Here is a 17,347-nt window from a genome sequence, read left to right as displayed (position 1 = left end):
GCACGATTTCCCAAAATTAGTCGTTCGCTTTACGGATATAGATGCGGTATTGCGTGGCATCGGGTTGTCTCGCGACCGCTTGCAGTGTCATGGTATCTTGGCCGTGAATGATCACATGCCGCCACGGACTGTCGCTGCCGCTCACTTCTAACCCTTGCGCGTCATACCAATAGAAGCGGTATTGCAACGCCAGATCAGAATCGATATTGCTCTTCACCGGTACCGCGGCTTTCAATAAGCCGTTCACATTGGTGACGTTCGCCTCTTCAATACTTAAGCGTTGCGCCAAGTGTGAATTGCCAATCACGACACTCTGGTTACTGCTCTCAATACTGATCCCAGACGTGTTGTCTGCACAGGCTGCCAGTCCCAGCACCATGCCCAAAATAATCAGTCTTCTCATTAGTTATCCCCCAATAATACTGACCAGCCGGTCATCACGGCTCCTTGCCGAGACACCCACACCATGGTGGTCCGCCCCGGTTTTACGTTAACGGCTATCGTTTGTCCCTGCCACGACAAGGCATACTGCCCTGCGGCCACATTTTCCTGACTCAGCGACACGCTTGCTGGCAACGTCTGCCAGCTTCGGGTATCGGGTTGCTCCGTCAATGTATTGAAAATATTGACCAGCACATTGCCCAAATCATCCCCTTCACGGGATGCCGCTCGGCGTACTTCATTTTTCGCTAATACCCGCAACGACTGACGTACCACCATCGCCGGTAAGGCTTCTTTCAAACTCTGTTGCGCCATGCCATTCACATTCACCAGTGCACTTTCATGCAAAGTTTGTCGCCCTAACAACAGCGGGCTATACCGCGGGGTGGCAGTAGCTCGGTAATACGGCAGCGCCAAGTTGTACATCGCGCCCTGCCCACGGCTGTCCGGCAACCATAGCGGCAAACGCCAACTGTCTCGTGCAGCAACCACGCCTTGTTCGTCAAACACGACCACGCGGCCAGTGCCCGCGGCCGGACGATGATACTGACCGTATCGGGCTTCAAGGGATGTCAGATCGCTGCGCATGCCTAAACGGGCGGCAACACGCATCACCGTCTGGCTGACAAACGGGTTATCCGGCGCAACGGCCAGCGCCCGCTTGTAGTCGATATAGGCGTTATTTAAATCCCCATCGGCTTCATATAAGACGCCAGAGAGGTAAAACAAATAGCCATTTTGCACATTGCCCAAGGTGTGCCCCGCGTCCGGATAGCGTGCCAGTACCGCCCCTAAATTCTGGGCGATACCTTTTTCATCGGCGGCATGTTCGGCTTGTTGCAGTTCAGCCTCGCGAATTTTCTTCGCCGCTTCCTGCACTTGGTTAGCCCGACGCACTTCGACCAGCGCCCCGGATAAATCATGTTGTTGGATATAATTCAGCGCGAGGTAAAGATGAAGAAAACCTAATTCATAATCCGCTGGGCGGTAGGTGATCATATTGTCATTGGTGAGCAACGCGCCCGCTTGATTGAAACCCGACGAGAGCTGGATCACCGCTTGCTGCTGTTGTGCTTTCGCCGCTTGGTCCGCGGTTTGCAACGCAGAGAAGCTCAGCGGGTATTGCTTTGCGACAAAGCCGACGCGGCCTTTTTCCATGCCGTCCAATATCTCACCTGCAGGCGCATCAGGTAATACCGCCAATGCCTGCTGATACTGGCCTTGCTGCATTGCCTGATGCGCCTCAGCGGTGGCGGCACTATAATGGCTAAATAAGTTCTGTGCCGATAAATTCGCGCAGGCCGTTAACCCTAACGAAAGCATCACCACAAAAGCGCGTTTTATCATTCTTTTGCTTACCCCAATAAAAAAGCCTGAGTGCTGTACGGTTCAGTCTACAATGCTGCTGTGCCGTACCGCCTACTCAGACTTCAAACTGAACTCAAAGTTCCTGCTCACCGCCCCGTGTATAACGACACTGAAATGGTAAGAGACACACACCGACGGCGCTTAACCGACGATCATTGGCCCCATTGGGCGACCGCCGACCAGGTGCATGTGGATATGGTACACTTCCTGACCACCGTGTGGGTTACAGTTCACGATCAGACGGTAACCGTCTTGCGCGATCCCTTCCTGCTCCGCCAATTTACGCGCAACGGTAAATAGACGACCCATCATCAACTCATCTTCAGCTTCCACATCATTGACCGTTGGCAATAGCTTATTCGGAATGATCAGAATATGGCTTGGCGCGCGCGGGTTAATATCACGAAATGCCGTCACCAAATCATCTTGGTAAACAACGTCTGCTGGAATTTCCTTACGAATAATTTTACTGAAAATGGTTTCTTCAGCCATGTCATGCTCCGTTATCAATGTATAAGCGTGTTGGCAGTATGCGCGGTTCTGTCTGGCAGAGCAATATTGAACGCTGTTTTAAACAAGCATACCCCCTCTTTTGAACAGACTACAACCACTTTTGCGCCCTCGGGTACATCCCCTTATTCCTAAACCGGTCATCTATTCCTTGGTAACGCCTCCAAAGAATGTGCACTTGAATCACACAATTTGTGTCAATACACACCAAAAAACACTCACCTAGCGAGAGCATAATTTTGACACTTCACATTTTTCACGATGATTAAAAACAGAATTATCAGTTTGAATTACAGTGCATTCTATTCGTTATATTGCCACTAACTGGGTCTTTCTAGGGATGATATGAAAAAAGTGAAGCACACCTCAGTTATTCGCCGTATGTACACCGGTTTCGCCATGATGGTGATGGTGTTTACTGCAATGGTCTTCATGATGCTGGATGGTACCAGCCGCATTCACCAACAACTCCAACATGTCACTGATACCGCGTTACCGTTGGTCTCTTACTCCAACCAAACCAGTGTCCGTTTATTGGCGGCCGATAAACTGTTTAAAGACTTCCTGACCAGTCAGGAGCCACAGCGCATGGACACCTACGAAACGCTGTTTACTGAGGCACAAACACAGTTTAGCGAAGCGCTGGTCGCGTTAATCAACGCCAATCGCCACAACACTGACGTCAAAAGCCAACTCGACGCCTTGAGCGACATTGAAACCCGCTACTTTCAAGAAGCCCAAACGGCGATGGCGAATTATCGCACCCAAATACTGGCGCAAGCTGAACGCCAACAATCCGCCCGCCACTTTCAGCGCTTATACGGCAAATTAAACGGTGAGATGGCCGAGCACTTGGCCGACAACACCAGTATCCCCGTCAAAATGATGGCCAAAAACTATTTCATGAAATTAAGACAGACGGAAACCATCACGTCTGATGCGCTGGCCACCGAAGAGATCAGCAAGATTCAAAAAGCCATTAAAGATAATAAGCGTTACGTTAATCACGTCGGCAATGCTTACCGTTCCTTGTCCACCATGAAGCCGGAATTAAAACTGGCATTTGATCAGCCCATCGCACAATACATGCGTGACATTGGCCGCAGTGGCGGCGCGTTAGATGCCCACTATCAATACATCGATGCGCGTACCAAGCTGTACGATAACATCCATATTTTGGCGGGCGAGATCGATAAAGCGACCCAAATTCTGGACAGCTTCCGTCACTACGCCAATCAGCAAATGGACAGTGCCATTGAGCGTGCGGATGTCGCTTATCAACAAGGGTATAACAACGCGATCCTGTTTGGTGGCCTGATGGTGGCCGTGGCGCTGAGCATTGGCTGGTACATTGCACAATCGGTACGAAAGCCCCTCAATGCCACGTTACTAACCCTTGAGGCCTTAGCCAAGGGGGATATGACCAAGCGCAGCGACATCAACCAGTTTGTCGAATTCAGCCAGCTTGGGGTGTACATCAATAGCCTGGCCGATAACTTGCAGGAAATTCTCAGCCGCCTCAGTCAAGCCTCTGGCGAACTGACCAGCGTGGCGGAGAAGAACCAAACCACCACCAATGACGCGAAATACCGATTGAACGAACAGCGTCAACAAACCGCATCTGTTGCGACTGCCATGACCGAAATGGAACATTCGGTGACGGAAGTGTCGCTCAGTGCACAAAACACCATGACACGCATTCATGATGTCGAACAGGCTTCTCAGACCGGGCGTGAAGTCATGAACACCAACATTCAGACAACGCAGCAGTTAGCCGCACGACTGGATGAATCCGTTCAAGCGGTCGCTAACCTGCAGCAAATGAGCAGCAATATCGGCTCTATCCTCGATGTGATCCGCAACATTGCCGATCAAACAAATTTACTGGCGCTCAATGCCGCCATTGAAGCGGCGCGTGCCGGCGATCAAGGCCGTGGGTTTGCAGTCGTGGCCGATGAGGTACGCGTGCTTGCCAAGCGCACCACCGACTCCACCGCGGAAATCGAGAAAATGATCGCCACGCTACAAGGCCGCGCCAGTCAGACCATGTCATTAATGCAAAGCTGCGTCACCGAAATGGATAACAGCATTGAAGAAGCCACCAACGCGCACCATGCGATGGAAGCGATTCAAAGCATCATTATTGAGATCAGCCAGATGAGTGCGCAAATTGCCCAAGCCGCCGAAGAGCAGCGCGATACCACCGTTGCCACGGCACGCAGCTTAGAAGGGATCAGCCATATTGCCGACGCCAACTATAACGCAATGGAAGAAGTCGCCACGGCCAGCCACACCTTGGATGCACTGGCGCACCAACAAAACGACCTCGTACACCGTTTCAAGCTTTAAGCACTTTAAGTTTTAGCTTTTAAGCAAGCCATTTGACACATTTTGCATGCATGTCACTGCCACCGTTTCAGGCTTTCTCTGAACAGTGGCAGTGCCTTTCTCCTCATGTTGAATTGATTTATCACTGCAAATTCACGGCGTTAACCCCCGTATTCCTGTCGTTACAAGCAAACGGTTGCCTCTTTATTCATCAATAAGATAGATTGTTTGAATCGTGACCTTTACATCCCTTTTATAAGCAATTAGAATCGGTCGATTTTTTTTGGAGGGAAGCAACAATGACGACGATTACGATTACACGTCCTGATGACTGGCATATCCACTTGCGTGACGGCGACGTGCTCAATGATACCGTCCGTGATATTAGCCGCTACATGGGCCGCGCCATTATCATGCCAAACTTGGTTCCACCGGTAACCGATACCGAAGCGGCATTGGCATACCGCGATCGCATTCTCGCTGCCGAGCCTTTAGCCCCTTTCTCTCCGCTTATGACGCTTTACCTCACCGATAACACCACCCCCGACGATATTCGCCAAGCCAAAGCCACTGGCCACATTTATGCCGCGAAGCTTTATCCTGCCGGTGCGACCACGAACTCCGATTCGGGTGTAACCGATATCGACAAGCTGATCCCAACCCTTGAAGCGATGCAAGAAGTGGGCATGCTACTGTTGATCCACGGGGAAGTGACCACGCACGATGTCGACATTTTTGACCGCGAGAAAACCTTCCTCGATACCGTCTTGGGCCCTATCGTTGAAAAGATGCCGAACCTAAAGATTGTGGTTGAGCACATCACCACCAAAGAGGCGGTCGAGTTCGTTAAACAAGCCGGTCCAAACGTGGGCGCGACTATCACGGCGCATCACCTGATGTTCAACCGTAACCACATGCTGGTTGGCGGTATTCGTCCGCACTTCTACTGCTTGCCGATCCTAAAGCGCAATATCCACCAGCACGCGTTGATCGAAGCGGCCACCAGCGGTAACCCGAAATTCTTCTTGGGTACCGACTCTGCCCCCCATGCACAAGGCCGCAAAGAAGCCGCCTGTGGGTGTGCTGGTTCATACACAGCGCACGCGTCTATCGAGTTGTATGCTGAAGTGTTTGAGAACGCGGGAGCACTCGATAAGCTGGAAGCCTTTGCAAGTTTCAATGGCCCAGACTTCTACGGCCTACCACGCAACAGCGACTCCATCACCCTGACTAAAGAAAACTGGTCAGTACCTGAAACCATGGCGTTTGGTCAGGATGTGGTTGTACCCATCCGTGCTGGCGAAGAGATGGTCTGGAAAGTCACGGCCTAATCGGCGCAGTGGCGGATAGGTAGAAGCTAGAATCGAGTATCGAAAACTAGAAACTAGAAACTAGAAACTAGAATAAAAACAAAAAAAGGGGACGCAGCATTGCGTCCCCTTTTCTTTTTCGCTTACCAGAGTGTCTCCTCTGGTGCTAGCCCATGGCAGGGTTCGGCTTCAACGCGGCGTGTTGTTCCGGTAAACCAATATGGTGGAACAAACGGTACAACACCGGCACCACAATCAAGGTGAGAACCGTTGCAAAGCCTAAGCCAAACATGATGGTGACCGCCATCGGTTTAAAAAACACGTCCGGAAGGAGCGGGATCATCCCGAGAATCGTTGTGACCGCCGCCATACAGACCGGCCGCACACGGCTGACCGCCGCATCCACCACAGCCTGATATTTCTCTTTCCCGCTGGCAATTTCAAGTTCGATTTGATCCAACAAGACAATCCCGTTTTTCACCAGCATGCCTGACAAGCTCAAGAAACCCAGCAAGGCCATGAAGCCAAACGGCGTATTGAGTAACAACAGACCCGTCGTTACCCCGATCACCGCAAGCGGCACGGTCGCCCACACAATCAAGGCTTCTTTCACTTTGTTGAACAGGAAGATGGTGATCAAGAACATCACCAAGTACCCCATTGGCATGGTTTGGAACAGTGACGCTTTCGCATCCGCCGACGACTCGTATTCACCCCCCCACTCAAGCGAATAGCCCGGCGGGTAGTTAAGCGCCTCAATCTGAGGTTGGATCCGTGCTTGTACCGTCGCCGCTGTTTCATCGCCCAACGGATCCGGATCGGCCATTACGGTCAGCATACGCTTACGGTTTTTCCGTACAATGAGCGGATCTTCCCAGCGAATATTGACCCCGTTGATCACCTGTTGCAGCGGAATATAGCCCTGAATCGCCGGACTCCAGATCTTCATGCCCTCAATGGTACTGACATCCACACGTTCGGCATCCGGTAACCGTGCCACAATCGGCATCAGATTGGTCCCATCACGGTACACCCCGACCGTTAGCCCTGAGAACGACATCTGTAACAAGTCATCCACGTCTTTCTTGGTGACCCCATAGCGACGCGCCTGACTTTCGTTAAACACGGGCTCAATCACTTTGTTACGTTCACGCCAGTCGTGGCGAATGTTAAACGCCCCAGGGTCGGCATTCATGATCTGAACCACGTCCTTCGCCATGCTACGTAATATGGTCGGATCCGGTCCCACTAATCGCGCCTCAATTTTTGATCCCGATGAAGGGCCTAACATGATCTGCTTGAGCTTGTATTCCAACTCAGGGTGATTGGTTTCCAAGACCTCACTCAGCTTACTCATCACGGGGATCACATCTTCAAATGTTTTCACGCGAATGATCAGTTCACCGTATGAGGAATAGCTCTTTTCCGGTGTATAGGTCAGCATGAAACGTTGTGACCCTTTACCCGCACTGGCACTGACATACACCACGCGATCATCTTGCGTCACCACCCCTTCCAGCTCTTTCAGCACACTGTTAGTGGCACGAATGTCTGTCCCTTCCGGTAACCACACATCCACCATAAACATCGGCGTGGTGGACGACGGGAAGAACGACTGTTTCAACAAGGTAAAGCCGTACAAGCTCACCCCTAGCATCAATACCAAGGTGATGACGGTTAACCACGCACGACGTAAACAGAACTCTAAAAAGCCCTTGTACCAGACAAACAGTTTGCCGGCATAAGGGTCCGCGTTGGCATCATCCGTGTTGGTTTTGATCCCACGGAAAAACAAATCAGCAAAGAACGGCGTCAACGAAATCGCGGTAAACCAACTCAGCATCAACGACACCAGCAACACGCTAAACAGCGTACGGCAGTATTCGCCGGTTGAGTCTTGCGATAATCCAATCGGCGCAAAGGCCATCACCGCAATAACAGTCGCCCCCAATAACGGCCATTTGGTTTGCGTGACAATATCGGACGCGGCTTGCATACGGGTTCGCCCTTTTTGCATGCCGATCAATATGCCCTCGACCACCACAATGGCGTTGTCCACCAGCATCCCCAGCGCGATCACCAAGGCCCCGAGTGAAATACGCTGCAAGTCAATCGCCATCCAACTCATGAAGACGAAGGTGCCCAATACCGTCAGCAGCAAAATCAATCCGATTAACACGCCGGAACGCAGCCCCATAAAGAACAGCAATACGATGATGACGATCGCGACCGCTTCACCCAAGCTGACCACAAAGCCGCTCACCGATTTATCCACTTCCGTTGGCTGGCTGTACACCGCCCCGATATTGATCCCTACCGGTTGTTGTTCTTTCAGCTCTTGCAGGCGACGCTCAACACGGTGGCCCGCCGACACAACATTGATGCCTTCAACGAACGAGATCCCCACATTCAGGGCTTGCTGCCCGTCATACGCAATCAAGTTATCCGGAATTTCTTTGAAATCACGCTTAATCGTGGCCACATCGCGCAGATAAATCAGCCCTTCTGCGCCACTTTCCGTGATAATTAAATCCCCCAACTCATCCACGTTGTTGAATTCACCGGTCGGATGAACGCGAATATATTCACTGCCGATCCGCACCGCCCCGGCACTGGTGACTAAGTTTTGGGTTTCGAGAATGCCGTAAATGGTATCTGGCGAAATCCCCAAACTGCTCAACCGCTGCATGGAGATCTCAATAAAGACTTGCTCTTGCTGCCCCCCTGTCACCGACACTTTGCCGACCCCGTCAACCAATTCAATTTCACGGCGCAGGTAGTCCACATAGTCATTCAGCTCTTTGTAACTGTAACCATCACCGGTGATCGACAGCAGTATCCCAAATACATCCCCGAAGTCATCAATGACTTTCGGCTCATACACCCCGGGCGGTAACGATGGCTTCAGATCATTCACTTTCCGCCGCAATTCATCCCAAATCTGCGGTAAATCATCCGGGCCATAATTATTTTTCATGGAGACCGTGATTTGGGAAAGTCCTCGACTGGACACCGAGTTCACTTCATCCACATAAGACAACTGTTGAATGGCTTTTTCTATCGGGTAGGTGACTTCCTCTTCCACTTGCAACGGCGTCGCACCGGGGTAAGAGGTAACGACCATGGCGTCTTTAATGGTAAACGCGGGATCTTCCAATCGCCCTAAACCAAAGAAGGCCATGGTGCCGCCAATCAGGAAGATCAGCGTCAGCATCCAACTGATCACCTTATTGCGGATAAAATAGGCTGCTATATCTTGTTTCATACGCCGTCGCCCTCCTTGTTAACGATCCGCACTTGTTGCCCTTCATGTAATCGGTTCGCCCCTTCCACCACGATGAGCTCATCAGCTTGCAGCCCTTTGAGTAGACGCACACCTTGTGGCACCACTTTATCCGTAACGACTTGACGTTTGCTGACCGTGTTATCCGGCCCGACCACCCAAACAAACTTGCTGGTTAAGGCCAAGTCATCGCCGTCTTCATTGAAAATGGCCTCCAGCGGAATAACCGGCTCCCCTTTACGGTAGATTTTCAACTTCTGCGCATCCGCACGGACTTCCACCGCCATCCCGTCCAAAATAAAACGATCTTTGGGCATTGGCATGGTCAGAGTGACCAAAAACGATCCCAATTCAGGATCCGGCTCGGTGGTGAACTCTTTTAAACGGGCGCGGTATTCTGTGCCATCTTCCAGCACAATACGGGCTCCTGGTGCCGAGTCTTGCACTTCCACCGCCGTACTCTGGGAATAAATCATATCCGGCGCTTGTATAATCACATCGACCGCATTGGTTAAATGCAGGTTCATGACTGGCTGACCGATTTGTACATTTTCAAATTGCTCAACAGGCACACGAGAGATCACGCCGTTAAACGGGGCTTTCAGCTCGGTGAAGGTTAAGTTCAATTTAGCCAAATCAAGACGTGCTTTGGCGATGCGTCGTTGTGCTTTCAATTCATCAAATTGCGACTGAGGTAAATACCCCTGCTTCACCAACTTGGCGGAGCGTCGATACTGACTGTCCGACACATTGAATTTGGCTTGCGCGTCATCCACTTCCAATCGGTAATCCACCGGATCCAAGCGAGCCAATAACTGGCCTTTTTTTACCCTGTCCCCCGGGCGCACGGAAATATGGCTGACTTCCCCTTGCACGCGGAAAGACAAACTGGATTTATTGGCGGCGGCGGCCACAGCCGGAAACGTCAGTTGAGGTGCGGCATCGGCCATTTGTACTTTTGTCACGGCCACAGGGGCAATAATCACCCGCTCTTCTACCGTGGGTTTTTCGCACCCGCTGAGTCCAAGCAGGCTCACCAGCACGCACACCGCGAGCGGTAATTCACGTCGTGTCTGCATGCTATAACCCCCTTTCCTTGACCCATGCCCTGACTTTCTGGCCATCTTCCAATTCATACACGCCAGAGGTCGCGATATTGTCACCGTCAGACAATCCCGAGATCACGCGGCGCTTATCGTCCAGTGTCACCGCCACTTTGGAGACGGCCCCTTGTTCATCGACGCGCCAAACAAATTGCTGATCACCGTCTTTCATGATCGCTCTGACGGGAATCGCGCCTAACTCTCCGCCAGGCAATGCCACTTTCACGTGCCCAGCCATGCCGGGCAGTAAATTGAATCCCTTAGGACGTTCCATAAATAGCGTCACTTTATAGCTGGAGGTTTTTGCATCCGCTTCAGTATCGATTTCTTTAAATTCAGCTGAAAAGTGTTGATTAGGGATGGTGTCAAACGAGACGGTTGGCTTCACATCAAAACTGTCTGTATCTTGAAAACGGACGAAGAGTTGATCCGGCAACTGAAACGTGACGTTGATCAACCCCGCGCTTTGAATATGCATCACCGGCTCTTTTGCCGCGACATATTCATAATTTTCAATTAAGGAGAGGGATAGCGTGCCGTCATAGGGCGCGATAAGGGTGGCATAGTTGAGATTGGCTTTGGCTTTGTCTAATTCGGCTTTCGCCTGATTGAGCTCTGCTTTTGAGCGGTCAAAATCGAGTTCGGATACCACGTTGGTTTTCAGCAGTTTTTTATCCCGCGTAAACTGCACATAAGCCAGTTCATAGTTGGCTTGCGCCTGTTCGACCAATAATTGCAATTCATCGGTGTTTAAATGCGCCAGCGTTTGCCCCCGCGTCACATTTTCTCCGGGATTCACGACCACTTTATCTAACTGGCCTGACACCCGAAACGCCAATACGGCTTTATCTCCGGCTTCGACTACCGCAGGAAACGTCCGAAAGGTTTCATTGTTTCCGACTGCCACCGAATGTAATTTCACTGGCCTCGATTCCGGCTCCGGTACGGGAGCCTCTTTATCACCACATCCCATAACGGCAACGAGCAACGTGGTTGTCGCCAAAAATACGCGTCCCATAACACCCTCAATCCCTGTCTTTCTTATTGTCGTTGTCAATGATGGCAACATAGCAATTCAGCAACATAACACATCACCTTTTGTTACCACTATAGCTCAGACTGAATGACAATAATTGAACAACACGCAAAAACATGACGAAAAACAGATCATTAAACTGCTTTTAGTCACCCTCTATGATTTGTATGAAAGGCAAAAAAAGACAATAAAGAAGGAATAAGCGGGGATCCCATTCATCCACGGACAATGGAGAGAAGGCAAAAAAAATCGGCAACAACCGAAGTTGTCGCCGATACTAATGATGCACCTAGTAACAGGCTAGCGCGTGACAGCGCGGCACATTACATTTCTGCGATTTTTACTTTCCACGTATCCGGACCGGTTTGGTGCGCGTTCACACCTTCTGCATCAACGGCGACCGTTACTGGCATGTCTTCAACATCAAACTCGTAAATCGCTTCCATGCCCAAGTCTTCAAACGCGACAACACGGGCTTGTTTGATCGCTTTCGCCACCAAATAGGCCGCCCCGCCGACAGCCATCAGATACACCGCTTTGTGTTTTTTGATGGATTCAATCGCCGCTGGGCCACGCTCAGCTTTACCGATCATCCCGGTCAAACCGGCTTGCTCAAGCATCATGTCGGTGAATTTATCCATACGGGTCGATGTCGTCGGCCCTGCTGGCCCCACGACTTCATCACCCACGGCATCAACCGGACCGACGTAGTAAATAAAGCGGTTTTTGAAATCAACCGGGAAATCTTCGCCGTTCGCCAACATATCAGCAATGCGCTTGTGTGCAGCATCACGGCCTGTCAGGATTTTACCGGACAACAGGATCGTTTCACCTGAACGCCACTCTTGCACGTCCGCTTTCGTCACTTCATCAAGATTAACGCGACGAACACTTTCACCCACTTCCCATGTTACTTCTGGCCAGTCTTCTAGCTTCGGTGGTGTCAGTTCGGCAGGGCCGGAACCGTCTAGCGTGAAGTGTACGTGACGAGTAGCGGCACAGTTCGGGATCATACATACAGGTTTAGAGGCAGCATGGGTCGGCGCAGTTTTGATCTTCACATCCAACACTGTGGTCAAGCCACCTAGACCCTGTGCACCAATACCGAGCTTGTTCACGCGGTTGTAGATGTCTAGACGCAAGGCTTCTTCTGTCGTCTGTGCACCGCGTGCTTGCAGTTCATGCATGTCGATAGATTCCATCAAGGATTCTTTCGCCAATACAGCGGCTTTTTCTGCCGTACCACCAATACCGATACCTAGCATGCCCGGCGGACACCAGCCTGCGCCCATCAATGGTACGGTCTTTTCAACCCACTCAGCCACATCGTCAGACGGGTTGAGCATCACCATTTTGGTTTTGTTTTCAGAACCGCCGCCCTTGGCCGCGATTTGGATGTCGACTTTATTACCCGGCACCATGTCAATGTGTACCACAGCAGGGGCATTGTCTTTGGTGTTTTTACGGCTACCGGCAGGATCCGCAACGACAGAGGCTCGTAGCGGGTTATCCGGATTGGTGTAGGCTTGACGCACGCCTTCATCAATCATTTCCTGCACAGTCAGGTCGCTTTCCCACTGCACATTCATACCGATTTTAACGAAACAGGTCACAATCCCGGTGTCCTGACAGATAGGACGACGTCCTTCTGCCGACATGCGGGAGTTGATGAGGATCTGTGCCATCGCATCTTTCGCGGCTTGGCTCTGCTCTTTGTTGTAGGCTTTTTCTAATGCCTGAACAAAGTCCAGTGGGTGATAGTAAGAAATATACTGTAATGCGTCAGCGACACTACTAATCACATCTTGTTTACGGATGACGGTCATATATGCCCTCGTTGATTATTATCATTCCATGGCGCCCGATTTGTTGCTTCCATGTAGGGTATGATTCACATGACTCCCACCCTGTAGGGAAGGTATAGGGAGATCATGCAACCACGCGGCCATGTTCCTCATGGCAGTGCTCCAATCCGCTTCGATAAAGAAGACAAAAAAGCGGAAAGGATCGTCCTTGGGCGTCGTATTAAATTCTGTGTTTATGATACTCTTGCGTACAATTTCGCGCTATGCGCCTATCGTACACCTGTCACAAAAAAGAAAATGATTTGTAAATCACATCCAGAACTGATTATTGAACAACTCGACTACGACAAGGATGCATCGCTTACGTGGTTTGAACCGTTAGCAGGCCAGCCGTGGGCCATGATATTACGCTCCGCCGCTTCTGATCATCCAGATAATCGCTTCGATATTTTAGTTGCTGATCCTTTAGCCACTTTAGCGACACATGGTGAAATAACTCATATTAAGTTTTCAAATGGTGATGAAAAAACCAGCACCCTTGACCCCTTCCACTTAGTTGAGAAAATTCAGCATGATCTCCTGCCATCGCTGAAACCCATAAACGATGTGCCATTCATTGGCGGGGCTGTTGGTTTTTTTGCCTATGACTTAGGCCGTCGTGTTGAGCGTATTGCGAACACGGCCAGCCATGATCTGGGCACGGCAGATATGGCGGTGGGGATTTATGATTGGGCGCTGATTGCCGATCACCAATTACAGCAGTTGTATCTGATTTCGCCCAAAGGACAATCGCGTTTGGCGTGGCTAGACGATCTTCGTCACAGCAGCCATCACGCGCACGCACTGACAAAAGCAATATCACAAAACAATCACTTTTCGCTAACATCCGATTGGCAAGCCAACATGGATAAAGCGACCTATTGCAACAAATTTGATCGTGTTCAATCGTATTTGCTTTCCGGTGATTGTTATCAGATCAACTTAGCACAACGCTTCTCTGCCGCGTATTGCGGTGACGAATGGCAAGCCTATCGATTATTGGAGCAAAGTAACGGGGCACCGTTCTCTGCGTTTATTCGTACCGATGACAGTGCCGTCTTGTCGGTTTCCCCTGAGCGTTTCTTGCAACACCGCCAGGGTCGAGTGGAAACCAAACCCATCAAAGGCACGCGCCCACGCAGCGTTCATGCAACTGAAGATGCAGCACTGGCGGAACAGCTACGTACGACCGAGAAAGATCGCGCTGAAAACCTGATGATTGTCGATCTGCTGCGTAACGACATTGGCCGTGTGGCCAAACCGGGCACGGTGTCTGTACCTAAGCTGTTTGATGTGGAAAGTTTCCCAGCGGTACACCACTTGGTGAGCACCGTTGTCGGTGAGCTGGACAGTCAGTACAGCCCAACGGATTTGCTGCGTGCTTGCTTCCCTGGCGGGTCGATCACCGGCGCACCGAAAATCCGCGCCATGCAGATCATTGAAGAATTAGAGCCGCACCGTCGCAGTGTGTACTGTGGCAGCATCGGTTACATCAGCCGCTGCGGCCAAATGGACACCAGCATCACTATTCGTACCGTGGTGGCGCATCAACAACACCTGTATGCATGGGCTGGCGGCGGCGTGGTCGCAGACAGCCAAGCCGACAGTGAATATCAAGAAACACTGGATAAACTCAGTCGTATTTTGCCGACCCTTTCCACACTGTGATCTTGAGCCATCATTCTGAAAATCCAAGCGTTATGCACAGCATGATGCTTGGCTTTTTTTTGACAATTGATTACCCTCATGACCGATCGTTCTTCCTTGTGTGACATGGATTTGCCACCAAGAACGGGAAATTTTCCCGCACATTACTCAGTAAGTGGTTGTTTTTACCACTACAGTTAGAATATGTTTTATCGTTCCACGGAAGGTTTATGAACTCCCAGCAGCATCTTGTTACGCGTTTTCTGCTTGCGCCACAGGCCACGTATGATGCCAGTCATACCGCCCGTATTCAGCAAAGCTTGGACATTCGCCGTCCCTTAAAACAAGCGGCAGTGCTGATCCCCCTCGTTCCCCGCCAACACACATTTCATGTGGTATTGACCCGTCGCGCTCTGCATTTAAAACACCACCCCGGTCAAATTTCTTTTCCAGGGGGCAAACATGAACCCTTCGATCATGATTTGATTGCCACTGCGCTGCGTGAAACGCACGAAGAAACCGGCATTTTGTGCAACCGAGACAGCATTATTGGCCAACTGCCTGCATTACCGACCGTGAGTGGGTACTTGGTCACGCCCTTTGTCTCGGTGATTTCTCCGGAATATACCCCCACCTTAGACGCCAATGAGGTGGATGATCTGTTTGAAGCTCCCCTCGATTATCTCCTCAATCCAGTGAACATGCGAACCCAAGAAGTCACCATTGGGGGCAACATTCATCACATTTATTCGGTGCCCTTCAGCAAATATTCCATTTGGGGTGCGACGGCACAAATGCTCAAAGTGCTGTCAAAACAACTCTGGCATGAGCATAACTAATGTGACACGTTATTTTCCCTAATCCCACCAGCCACAAAAGTGTGATCTAGATCACTTTTAATTGTATTGCAATTTCACCCCGTTACATAACGAGATCTTGATCAAAGTTTTCTTGCAATAAATAACGAAAATGCGCTTCGTTCCTAAATTTCCGTTCCGTAATTCAACTTTGGATAGATAATCATGCAAACATCTACAAGCACCGCAGCCACCACTGCTGCAAAAGCAGGATGGACGTATAAAGACGTAACTTGGGCACTATCGCTTTTCGGTACTGCTGTAGGCGCTGGCGTACTGTTCCTTCCTATTAAAGCGGGTGCAGGCGGCTTCTGGCCTCTAGTGATTCTTGCTCTACTTGCACTACCAATGACTTGGTTTGCTCACAAGAGCCTTGCGCGTTTCGTTCTTTCTGCAAAAGATCCAAATGCTGACATCACCGATACAGTAGAAGAGCACTTCGGTAAGACTGGCGCAAACATCATCACTTTTGCATACTTCTTTGCCATCTACCCAATCGTACTTATCTACGGCGTTGGTATTACCAACACTGTTGACTCTTTCATGGTTAACCAGCTAGGTATGGAATCTATTCCACGCTGGTTGCTATCTGGTGGTTTGATCCTTGCGATGACTGCAGGCGTTCTGTTCGGTAAAGAACTGATGCTTAAAGCAACATCTGCTGTGGTATACCCACTAGTATTCGTACTATTCGCGCTATCTATCTACCTGGTTCCTGAGTGGAACTCATCAATGGTATCAGTAGCACCAGATTGGTCTGCAATGCCTTCTGTTGTATGGCTAGCGATTCCAATCATCGTATTCTCTTTCAACCACAGCCCAATCATCTCTCAGTTTGCTAAAGAACAGCGTCAGCAGTTCGGCGACGATGCTGTGAAGAAAACAGACATGATCACTGGCGGCGCAGCAATGATGCTGATGGCGTTCGTTATGTTCTTCGTATTCTCTGTTGTTCTTTCTATGTCTCCAGAACAACTAGCAGAAGCACAAGCGCAGAACATCTCTGTACTGTCTTACCTAGCAAACGTACACGAGTCTCCACTGATCTCTCTAATGGGTCCATTGGTTGCTTTCGCTGCGATTACTTCTAGCTACTTCGGTCACTTCCTAGGTGCACAAGAAGGTCTAGTAGGTCTTGTTAAGTCTCGCTCTTCAATGCCTGTTAGCAAGATTGAAAAAATCGCACTTGCGTTCATCGTTGTAACAACTTGGATTGTTGCGGTAGTTAACCCAAGCATCCTTGGCATGATTGAAACAATGGGCGCACCGATGATTGCCGGTATCCTGTTCCTAATGCCAATCTTCGCAATGAACAAAGTACCAGCAATGGCTAAGTTCAAAACGTCAGCAGCTGCACAGATTTTCACAGTACTATGTGGTATTGCAGCGATTACTTCTGTAATCTACGGCGCTCTATAAGTTAGCTATCACCAAACGCGTGATAATTAACCGCTACGGATTAGAACTGCAAGGAAATGTGCTACAACGCATAGTCTTGACAGACAAATCACGTACAATATAGCCACAAAAGAGCAGGACGCTTTATGCCCCTGCTCTTTTGTTTTGTTTATCTCGCCAAGGAAGGGGCGGGAAATGATAAGAACGATACGGTCTAAGGTG

12 protein-coding genes are annotated in these 17,347 nt (G+C 50.2%); 5 read left to right on the top strand and 7 right to left on the bottom strand.

The annotated features are described in order from the left end of the window. Positions 1–16: 16 nt before the first annotated feature. The 3 genes from ACSF8W_RS05175 to hinT all read right to left on the bottom strand — a co-directional run bounded on the left by ACSF8W_RS05175 (position 17) and on the right by hinT (position 2,301). The gene (locus ACSF8W_RS05175; RefSeq protein WP_500845646.1) at positions 17–403 is read right to left on the bottom strand and encodes a YcfL family putative periplasmic lipoprotein; all 387 of its coding nucleotides are present in this window, start codon (positions 401–403) and stop codon (positions 17–19) included. Then, on the bottom strand, positions 403–1,788 hold the full coding sequence (locus ACSF8W_RS05170; protein ID WP_500845644.1) for a COG3014 family protein: 1,386 nt from the start codon (positions 1,786–1,788) through the stop codon (positions 403–405). The genes ACSF8W_RS05175 and ACSF8W_RS05170 overlap by 1 nt, the downstream gene beginning before the upstream one ends. A 162-nt stretch (positions 1,789–1,950) precedes the next feature. Then, positions 1,951–2,301 carry a purine nucleoside phosphoramidase gene (gene hinT, locus ACSF8W_RS05165; protein ID WP_500845642.1) on the bottom strand — a complete coding sequence of 117 codons (351 nt, stop codon included), beginning with the start codon at positions 2,299–2,301 and terminating at the stop codon, positions 1,951–1,953. 363 nt (positions 2,302–2,664) lie between these two features. Here hinT and ACSF8W_RS05160 point away from each other — a divergent pair, with 363 nt between their 5' ends. Next, entirely contained in the window at positions 2,665–4,668 is a 2,004-nt protein-coding gene (locus tag ACSF8W_RS05160; protein ID WP_500845640.1) for a methyl-accepting chemotaxis protein, read from the top strand. Between the two features lie 278 nt (positions 4,669–4,946). Then, on the top strand, positions 4,947–5,978 hold the full coding sequence (pyrC, locus tag ACSF8W_RS05155; RefSeq protein ID WP_500845639.1) for a dihydroorotase: 1,032 nt from the start codon (positions 4,947–4,949) through the stop codon (positions 5,976–5,978). Positions 5,979–6,123: 145 nt separating this feature from the next. Here pyrC and ACSF8W_RS05150 read toward each other — a convergent pair whose 3' ends face one another. The 4 genes from ACSF8W_RS05150 to ACSF8W_RS05135 form a co-directional block, all read right to left on the bottom strand. Further along, positions 6,124–9,222 (bottom strand): efflux RND transporter permease subunit, encoded by a 3,099-nt coding sequence (locus tag ACSF8W_RS05150; protein ID WP_500845637.1) that lies wholly within the window; start codon positions 9,220–9,222, stop codon positions 6,124–6,126. Beyond that, complete coding sequence (locus ACSF8W_RS05145) at positions 9,219–10,319, bottom strand: efflux RND transporter periplasmic adaptor subunit (RefSeq protein ID WP_500845635.1); 1,101 nt, start codon at positions 10,317–10,319, stop codon at positions 9,219–9,221. The genes ACSF8W_RS05150 and ACSF8W_RS05145 overlap by 4 nt, the downstream gene beginning before the upstream one ends. A gap of 1 nt (position 10,320) precedes the next feature. Next, positions 10,321–11,361, bottom strand: a complete 1,041-nt coding sequence (locus tag ACSF8W_RS05140) for an efflux RND transporter periplasmic adaptor subunit (RefSeq protein ID WP_500845633.1) — start codon at positions 11,359–11,361, stop codon at positions 10,321–10,323. Positions 11,362–11,702: 341 nt separating this feature from the next. Continuing rightward, positions 11,703–13,205, bottom strand: coding sequence for a fumarate hydratase (locus ACSF8W_RS05135; RefSeq protein WP_500845631.1), 1,503 nt, complete (start codon positions 13,203–13,205; stop codon positions 11,703–11,705). A 276-nt stretch (positions 13,206–13,481) separates the two neighbouring features. Here ACSF8W_RS05135 and pabB point away from each other — a divergent pair, with 276 nt between their 5' ends. The 3 genes from pabB (at position 13,482) to ACSF8W_RS05120 (ending at position 17,146) form a co-directional block, all read left to right on the top strand. Continuing rightward, positions 13,482–14,891: an aminodeoxychorismate synthase component I gene (pabB, locus tag ACSF8W_RS05130; protein ID WP_500845629.1), complete on the top strand. Its 1,410-nt coding sequence runs from the start codon at positions 13,482–13,484 to the stop codon at positions 14,889–14,891. Between the two features lie 209 nt (positions 14,892–15,100). Then, positions 15,101–15,709 carry a CoA pyrophosphatase gene (locus ACSF8W_RS05125; protein WP_500845628.1) on the top strand — a complete coding sequence of 203 codons (609 nt, stop codon included), beginning with the start codon at positions 15,101–15,103 and terminating at the stop codon, positions 15,707–15,709. Positions 15,710–15,892: 183 nt separating this feature from the next. Next, complete coding sequence (locus tag ACSF8W_RS05120; protein ID WP_500845626.1) at positions 15,893–17,146, top strand: aromatic amino acid transport family protein; 1,254 nt, start codon at positions 15,893–15,895, stop codon at positions 17,144–17,146. Positions 17,147–17,347: the final 201 nt, after the last annotated feature.

The organism is Photobacterium sp. 270122K, from assembly GCF_059941365.1.
This window is presented reverse-complemented; position numbering and strand designations above follow the sequence as displayed.

Excerpts from the sequence above, each read along its gene's own strand:
- ACSF8W_RS05125 (WP_500845628.1), top strand. The coding sequence starts at position 15,101 with ATGAACTCCCAGCAGCATCTTGTTACGCGTTTTCTGCTTGCGCCACAG.
- ACSF8W_RS05135 (WP_500845631.1), bottom strand. The coding sequence starts at position 13,205 with ATGACCGTCATCCGTAAACAAGATGTGATTAGTAGTGTCGCTGACGCA.
- pabB (WP_500845629.1), top strand. The coding sequence starts at position 13,482 with ATGATTTGTAAATCACATCCAGAACTGATTATTGAACAACTCGACTAC.
- ACSF8W_RS05145 (WP_500845635.1), bottom strand. The coding sequence starts at position 10,319 with ATGCAGACACGACGTGAATTACCGCTCGCGGTGTGCGTGCTGGTGAGC.
- ACSF8W_RS05120 (WP_500845626.1), top strand. The coding sequence starts at position 15,893 with ATGCAAACATCTACAAGCACCGCAGCCACCACTGCTGCAAAAGCAGGA.
- ACSF8W_RS05150 (WP_500845637.1), bottom strand. The coding sequence starts at position 9,222 with ATGAAACAAGATATAGCAGCCTATTTTATCCGCAATAAGGTGATCAGT.
- ACSF8W_RS05160 (WP_500845640.1), top strand. The coding sequence starts at position 2,665 with ATGAAAAAAGTGAAGCACACCTCAGTTATTCGCCGTATGTACACCGGT.
- hinT (WP_500845642.1), bottom strand. The coding sequence starts at position 2,301 with ATGGCTGAAGAAACCATTTTCAGTAAAATTATTCGTAAGGAAATTCCA.
- pyrC (WP_500845639.1), top strand. The coding sequence starts at position 4,947 with ATGACGACGATTACGATTACACGTCCTGATGACTGGCATATCCACTTG.
- ACSF8W_RS05170 (WP_500845644.1), bottom strand. The coding sequence starts at position 1,788 with ATGATAAAACGCGCTTTTGTGGTGATGCTTTCGTTAGGGTTAACGGCC.
- ACSF8W_RS05175 (WP_500845646.1), bottom strand. The coding sequence starts at position 403 with ATGAGAAGACTGATTATTTTGGGCATGGTGCTGGGACTGGCAGCCTGT.
- ACSF8W_RS05140 (WP_500845633.1), bottom strand. The coding sequence starts at position 11,361 with ATGGGACGCGTATTTTTGGCGACAACCACGTTGCTCGTTGCCGTTATG.